General features: G+C 63.5%; 4 protein-coding genes and 1 pseudogene. All 5 read right to left on the minus strand.

All coding sequences use genetic code 11. From position 1 onward, the window contains the following. Positions 1 to 43 precede the first annotated feature (43 nt). On the minus strand, positions 44 to 1,447 hold the full coding sequence (locus J0J01_RS22970; RefSeq protein ID WP_296384947.1) for an MATE family efflux transporter: 1,404 nt from the start codon (positions 1,445 to 1,447) through the stop codon (positions 44 to 46). Between the two features lie 123 nt (positions 1,448 to 1,570). Further along, positions 1,571 to 3,043 (minus strand): M81 family metallopeptidase, encoded by a 1,473-nt coding sequence (locus J0J01_RS22975; RefSeq protein ID WP_296384949.1) that lies wholly within the window; start codon positions 3,041 to 3,043, stop codon positions 1,571 to 1,573. A 248-nt stretch (positions 3,044 to 3,291) separates the two neighbouring features. Further along, a pseudogene (locus J0J01_RS32750) lies at positions 3,292 to 3,974 on the minus strand (DUF1993 domain-containing protein). After that, positions 3,890 to 4,375, minus strand: a complete 486-nt coding sequence (locus tag J0J01_RS22990) for a hypothetical protein (RefSeq protein WP_365738001.1) — start codon at positions 4,373 to 4,375, stop codon at positions 3,890 to 3,892. Before J0J01_RS22990 ends, J0J01_RS32750 begins: the two are co-directional and overlap by 85 nt. A 395-nt stretch (positions 4,376 to 4,770) precedes the next feature. Beyond that, positions 4,771 to 5,949 carry a M23 family metallopeptidase gene (locus tag J0J01_RS22995; protein WP_296384954.1) on the minus strand — a complete coding sequence of 393 codons (1,179 nt, stop codon included), beginning with the start codon at positions 5,947 to 5,949 and terminating at the stop codon, positions 4,771 to 4,773. Positions 5,950 to 6,373 lie beyond the last annotated feature (424 nt).

Below are 6,373 nucleotides of genomic sequence, written 5' to 3' on the forward strand. Positions count from 1 at the left end.
AGATCGCGGCCGAGTTCGCCGGCTATGTGACGTCCTCGGGAAACTAGGCAACTTGCCCCCTGGCCGCGGCGCGCCGATTTGCAGGATTTAGAATCGCGGCGGCTATGATACCCTGAACGGCATAGGCACTAGCCATCATCAGGGCTATCGAGCCAATTGTGTCGGGAAATCCAAAGAGCCCGGTCGCACAGACCGCGACTATCGCGAAACGTCCCACCGTCCCCCAGAAGGACCATCTCATTTGGCCCATTGCCTGCCCGACGAAGAGCGAGGCAGATCCGCATCCCCCCAAGGCGTAGGCCAGTCCCACGATGCGTAGATAGTGCTCTCCCTCGAGGAGCACAGCGGCATCGTCGCTGAAGTGGACCAGCCAAACGTCCGGCCGTACTATCACCAAAAGCCCGAGAGCGCCGCCGATCGCAGTCGCCATCAGCGTCCCAACAACGGCCACTCTGTACGACCGCTCGGCTTTCCCCGCGCCAAGGTTGGCGCCGACCATCGCCAGGATCGATATTCCCAAGCCATGAAGCAGGGAGACAAAAGTTAGATCCAGACGAGACGCGATGCCGTAGCCGGCAATCGCGGCATCTCCGAGCCGGCCGACGCAGTAGGTGGCAGCCAAGAATGCTCCTACTGACAAGATTGTACGGGTCGACGACAGAAACGCCACGCGAGCCGTCTCGCGGACCAGTTTCCAGGACCACCAATGAGTCACCAGAGAAATTCGAGTCTCCTTTCCCATTCTCTGCATGTAGAAGAGCAATGCGATCGTCGACACCGCATAGGTGGCGACAAAGGCGATCGCGGCACCCACGAGACCAAGGCCCGGTCCACCCAATGCGCCGAGTGTCAGCATCGGATAAAGTGGTAAAGTTCCAAGCATACTCACGATAATGATGACTGACGGTGCGAACGTCTCACCTCTGCCGCGAAGAGAGGCAGCGAGTAGATTGGTCATCCACATGAGCACCGCACCGCCAAATACGATCCGCCCATAGGAGATGGCTTCGTCAAGGACGCGACCCTTTCCGCCGAGAAAGCGATAGAGAGCTCCTCCTCCAAAATACTCGATCGTAGCGACCAGCAGTCCCAGGAAGAGGCTGCAGACAACGGCGTAGAGCACAAGTCGCTGAAGATCCTTGGCGTCGTTTGCGCCTCTTGCACGGGCCGTCGCAGCGCTTATCGCCCCTCCGACATCGGCGGCCGACAGCAACTGCATCAGCTGCACGACGGGAGCGACAAGGGTCAGAGCGGCTAGCGGCTCGATGCCGAGGAGACCGACATAGTGCACTTGCGCCAGTTGGACAAAAAGCTGCGCCAGTGTCGCCGTCGTCGGCGGAAGAGAGAGCGATAGCATCGTCCCGATGATAGGACCGCCGATGAGGCGCGCCCGCATCTCAGGTGACGCTGTGCGCGACGTGCCAGCCAGCTTGCGTCTGAAGATCATGCAACCTCTCGGCGATAGAGTGAGTCTCTCGATGGACTGACTTCTCAAGGCCCGTTACAGAAGTGGCGTGCTTCCAGCAAAGTGAAGTCCAGGGCGGGCCTGAAAGGCTGCGGTCCGGAAGACCTAGAAAATCAGCCCGCGCGGCTTGGCGTCCTGATCGAGCGGCCAGATCGGACGCTCCACCTTGGTGTACGGCAGCTTGCGATAGTCATGGCACAATGGTCCGCTCGATTCGACGTAGACCACCTTCTTGGCGATCGGTCCGTAGGTCGCCAGGAAATGACTGGTCGACTTCACCACCACGATCTTCTTCTGCGTCGGATCGATGCCGAGATTGGTGAACAGTTCCAGTCCCGTCGCCTGCGTCCGATTCGTAGTCAGCACGCAATCGACCCCGCCGACCCGTACGGCGGCGCAATCGCCCACCGGAATCTGCGCCGGCCCGAAGGTCTGCCTGGCGTTGCGCTTCAGGCCGATGATCTCGACCTCCGCGTCGACCGGCTGGCCAGAGCTGGGTGCGATCTTGCCGCCGAAGCGCAGGCCGACTTTCGCACCGAGGCCTGCATCGAAACAGATTCGCACGGCGATCGGATCCCAGATCGGGCCGAGACAGGCATTCTTGACCTTGCTGTCGATCAGATGACGCAGGATGTCGGTGTTGTCCGACGGTGCGCCGGCGCCGGCATTGTCGGCCGGATCGGCGATCACCACGGGCAGGTCGTTGAAGGCCACGCCTTCGGCCACGCCGCCCGCCACGTCCAACGATGGCGGCTGGGTCTTGCCGCGCAGCGATACGAGTTCCTCGCCAAGCTTGGCCGCCAGCGCATCGGCCTTGTTCTTGTCGCCGTCGGCGATCACCAGCACGCGCGTGCCGATCTCGGCCACGTCGCCGTACGGAAAGCCGTGCGCTATCGAGACCGACAGGATGCCGTCCTTGCCCTCCATCGCCTTGATGCGGTCGACCAGGCCGCGCATCGGCTGGATGGTGGTCGGATAGCTCTGGATCTGGCGGCAGTCGTAGACCGACGTCACGGGCCTTATCTTGCCGCGCAAGGTCGCCAGCACGAGATCCAGCACGTCCTCGGCGCGCTCGACGACGTCGGTGTGCGGGAACTCCTTGTAGAGCACGATGATGTCGGCCGCCGACACGCGCTTCATCGTAAGATGGCAATGCGGGTCGAGCGCGACGCCGATCACGCATTTGGGGCCGGCGATCGCCCGCGCCCGCTCGATGATGTCGCCTTCGACGTCGTCGTTGCCGTGCGCCACCATGGCGCCGTGCAGCCCGAGCAGCAGGCCGTCGACCGGCATCGCCGCCTCGAGCTGGTCGAGGATCTCGTCGCGCATCGTCTCGTAGCCGGCGCGATTGGTCGTGCCGGCGGGGGCGGCGGCAAAGCAGCTCCCTTCGATCAGCTCGAAGCCCTCCTTATTGGCGCGTGCCCGGCCGACGAACAGGGGCGCGCAGCACATGCGTGGCGCGTTGGTCGGATGCTCGCCCGGCCGCAGGAACACCGCCTCGCGATAGTTCTCGATGCTGGTCGGCAGTGGCGAGAAGGTGTTGGTCTCGGTCGCGAGCGTGGCGGTGAACAGGCGCATGACTTCTCGTCCCTCCAGCTAACCCCAGCAGAGGAGCAGCCCACCGCCTGCTCCCACACAACGTGAACGTTGTACATCACTCGCGACACTTGACAACAGTTGGCGTGTATTAAAGTAGACTCTCTCTCGCGCACCGCGAGTCTTTGCGAGCCGGCCGCCCGCGCAGTCTGGCCTCCTAACCCTGAAGGGCCACAGAATCGAGCAGCGGCCATGCCCCATGTAGGAAGAGCTCACGGGCTAGCTGCGCATTAGCTCTTCGAGCGCAGCCGGCCCAAGTAATCGCGCTTGCCGAGCGGCACCACGCCCTTGGTGCGCAGGATGGTGTACGCCAGGGTGGCATGAAAATAAAAGTTCGGCAGCGAGAACGACAGCAGGAATCCTTCGACCGTGAAGGGCAGTTCCTGTCGCCGACCTGGAACACGACGTCCTTGCCTTCGAGGCTGTTTACCTCGTCGGGCTTGACCTGCTCCAGCGCCTCGCGCGCTTCGCCCACCGCCTTCTGAAAGCCGGCATAGTCGAGCGCCGGGACCGGGCCTGGCGATTGGAACAGGCCCGCCTTCACCCCGCGGATGGCGCCGAGCGAAAAGTGCACGACGGAATGGAGCTGGAACTTGAACGGCAGCATATCCTCGCACAGCCGCGTCTCGACGATCTCGTTCAGGTCGATGTTCTTTTCCTTACAGTGGGCGAGGCCTCGGCCGAGGAAGCCCTCCACGCCGCCCAGCGTCTGCAGGTAGTTGGTCACGCTCAGGTCATAAAGGCTGACAGGCATGGCTCGACAATCCTCCCCTTCGGACGTGCGTGTCGTGGCAGACTCTACGTCCAACGACTCTGACTGGAACCAAGTCAAGATTTGATATGGACCTCTCCGATGGTCGCTTCGATGATATCGAATGCGAAGCGAATCTTGCCTTCGCTGAAGACAAAGCATGACCCTGGATCCTGATGCCAGCGCCCGAGCTGCTCAATGACAGGCGCGTGGACACGCCACCGGTCTTTGGTCCAATCCCAATCGATGTCACGTTGGGCCAGCGAGCGGAAATTCAGCCGATATGCGCCGCCTTTCTGCATTGACGCATGTAAGCGCGAAATGATGGCATCGACGCCGACCATCGAGTTGACGGAGATGAGAATGCGGCCACCCGTCCGCAAATACCGCGGCGCGTGCTGAAGAAGGCGTAGGATCGCCTGGTCGCCTTCGAAGCGCGAATAGTATTCACGCCCCAAGCATTCAAAGAGACGTTGCCGAAGGGCTGGGTCGGAGGGGGGTGGCCAGCCCGGCGGGTTAAATAGGACAAAGTCCCACTTTGCCACCTCATCAGAGAACAGCACCCGATTGCCAAAAGGTCGCTCACGGTGAAGTGGATCTCCGGACGCCAACGCACGTCGCGATCGGCCAGCCACTGATATCGCCGAAGGTTTGCCTCGGCATTGCGCCGTGCGAGCGAAATGATTGTCTCGTTAATATCGGTGGCAGTTACGTCGGCCCTGTCGACCAAGCTGTACTGGCTGGTGAAGCCCTAACGATCCCGCCGACAATTTGCAGTCTCTCGTCCGGACCGTCCGGGGCGTCCGCGACCGTCCGGCCTGGGGGGTGGGGCAGGATTCCCGGATTCGGCGCAGAACCCCTTATGGAATCGGCATCGGAGGTGTCCGGCGCCGGGCCGGATTCGGGCGAAGAGTCCGGCCGCGCGGTGGGCCATAAGCAGCGTCCATGTACGCGCGGGCTAGATCGAGCCCGCCTCGTGCTGGCGCTCGCCGAGGTCCTTGGCGATCACCTTCTTGAAGCGCACCAGCTCGCCGCCCTTGAGCTGCTCGGCCCGCAGCATCTGGCTGATCATCGGGTTGGTCGGATGGCCGTTCTGCAGGATCTCGAAATGCAGGTGCGGCCCGGTCGAGCGCCCGGTCGAGCCGACATAGCCGATCACGTCGCCCTGCTTGACCTTCGTGCCCGGCTCGATTCCGGCAGCGAAGGCCGAGAGATGGCCGTAGACCGTCGTGATCTTCGCCGGCTTGCCGTCTGCCTTTCCGATGGTCGGCGCCACGGCCAGCAGCTCGTCGTGCTCGATCTCGATCCAGTTGCCGTAGCCGCCCTTCAGCTCGGCGCCCTTGACCACGCCGTCGCCCGCCGCATGGATCGGCGTGCCGGCATCGGCCGCAAGATCGACACCCTCGTGCATCATCATCGGCGCGCGGCCGGCGCCGTTGAAGCCCTTGAGGCCGGGCGCGACGAGGCCGGCGTCGATACCGGCCGCCGTCGGCACGTTGACCAGCGACGCCGGATTGGTGAGCGGGCTCGGCGGCGGTCCGCCAAGCGGCTTGACGGCCATCCTCGCGATCGGCGCCTTGCCCGCAGGCGTGACCTTGCCGCGCCATTGCTGGAGGCTGCCGCGCATCGGCTGGTCGAACGGATCGGCGCGCATGCCGAAGCCCGACGACACGGTGACGGTGTCGAGCGGCAGCTTGAGGCCGGCCGGCAGCGCCGCCTGACCAGTCGACAGCCAGAACGAGTCGGCGCTGGCCTTGAGCGGCCGGAAGCGGTGGATCGCCAGCGTGCCCTTGGCCTGGGTGCGCAGCTCCGCCCACAGCACGCGGCCGGTGCCGACGGCGTCGCCCTGGACGGTGTAGGTGCGCTCGTACCGAATATAGAAACGGTCGCCGTCGCGCAGGTCGCGCTCGAGGTCGATCGCCGAGGCGAAGGCAGCCAGCGCGTCGAGCATCGCCGACGGCGTCACGCCTGCGGCCTCGGCCGATGCGCTAAGCGAACCCTGCACCACGCCGCTGACCGCGAGCGTGCGGGTGAACGGCATGTAGGACAGGAACTGGGCGTCCTCCCGGTCGCTGCCCAGCAGCCGGGTCTCCTCGGGAGTCGCAGCGAAGCAGAGGGGCCCCGCAACGCTACACAACAGGACCGCCAAGGCGGCCCGGCGCGGTATCCGTTTCATCCAGCCTCGGTCTTCAACGGTGTGTGAATGACTTCAGACGGTAGAGCGCCTATAGCACGGCACGCGCGGCAATCGCCGGTGACGACATGGTGACTATTGCAGAGTCCGCTGCCGTACCAAGGGACCACCGCAATTTGCACAGAGTACAGAACGTGTCCACCACCCTCGGGCGACGCCTCTGTCATGTCGGGTACATACGGATGCGGGGCCTGTGCTAAAGTCGGAAAGAATGAGCACTAGGGATTCTCTGAACAAGCTGTCGATCGAGCGGCTCTGCTAGAGTGATCTGGTGGAGGCGGTGATGAAGCAGCTGAGTTTTTCGGACGCAGAGTACGGCGGGAAGCGCAAACGGACCCGCCGCGAGGTGTTTCTGGCCGAGATGCAC

It is taken from the genome of Reyranella sp., from assembly GCF_017305915.1.
Lineage (GTDB): Bacteria > Pseudomonadota > Alphaproteobacteria > Reyranellales > Reyranellaceae > Reyranella.

Excerpts from the sequence above, each read along its gene's own strand:
- J0J01_RS22970 (WP_296384947.1), bottom strand. The coding sequence starts at position 1,447 with ATGATCTTCAGACGCAAGCTGGCTGGCACGTCGCGCACAGCGTCACCT.
- J0J01_RS22975 (WP_296384949.1), bottom strand. The coding sequence starts at position 3,043 with ATGCGCCTGTTCACCGCCACGCTCGCGACCGAGACCAACACCTTCTCG.